The sequence below is a fragment of the bacterium genome (assembly GCA_040756715.1).
Lineage (GTDB): Bacteria > UBA9089 > UBA9088 > UBA9088 > UBA9088 > JBFLYE01.
This window is the reverse complement of record JBFLYE010000059.1, coordinates 9,114-9,793: the sequence shown is the minus strand read 5'-3', so window position 1 is coordinate 9,793 and position 680 is coordinate 9,114. Positions and strand designations below refer to the sequence as shown.

The 680-nt window shown below is 35.6% G+C and carries 1 protein-coding gene; it reads left to right on the top strand.

Annotated features, from left to right (window positions below; all coding sequences use genetic code 11):
- Nucleotides 1–137: 137 nt before the first annotated feature.
- On the top strand, nt 138–680 hold a 543-nt coding region (gene queC / locus AB1397_02490; protein MEW6481860.1), incomplete at its 3' end, for a 7-cyano-7-deazaguanine synthase QueC.

The following is a 680-nucleotide window of genomic DNA, read 5'->3' as shown; positions in this document are numbered from 1 at the left end:
CCTCAAAAAGGCAGAAAAAGAAAATTCCTCTCCCCTTGCCCTATCTGCCATAAATGAAGCAGAGCTAGCATTAAAGGAGACAAAAGAGAAAATCTCCCATTACAGCTCAAGCTATGTAATGGGAATATTCAAAAATATTGGAAAATAAAAAAGCTGTTATTCTTACCTCAGGTGGTCTTGATTCTTCAACAATTCTTTATCTTGCAAAAAGCAAGGGCTATATTTGTTTTCCCTTGTCTTTTGATTATGGACAGAGGCATAAAAAAGAGCTTATTTGTGCAAGAAAAATAGCAGAATCTTTAGGGTTAAGCCTTGTGGTTATAAAAATAAGGCTTCCCTGGCTTTCCTCTTCTTTAACCGACAAAAAAAAGCCAATTCCAAGCCCAGAAATAGAGAAAATAGGAGAAAAGATTCCCTCAACCTATGTTAGTGCAAGAAACCTCATATTTTTAAGCATAGCAATATCATATGCCGAGGAAATTAAAGGAGATTCTATCTTTATTGGTGCGAATGCAAGGGATTTTTCTGGGTATCCCGATTGCAGGGATGATTTTTTAGAAAGCTTCTTTAAAACAGCATCATTAGGAACAAAGGCTGGTGTCTCTAAAAAACCCATTTCTATTGAAAGACCATTGATAAACAAGACAAAAGAAGAAATTGATGTGCTTGCAAAAAAGCAT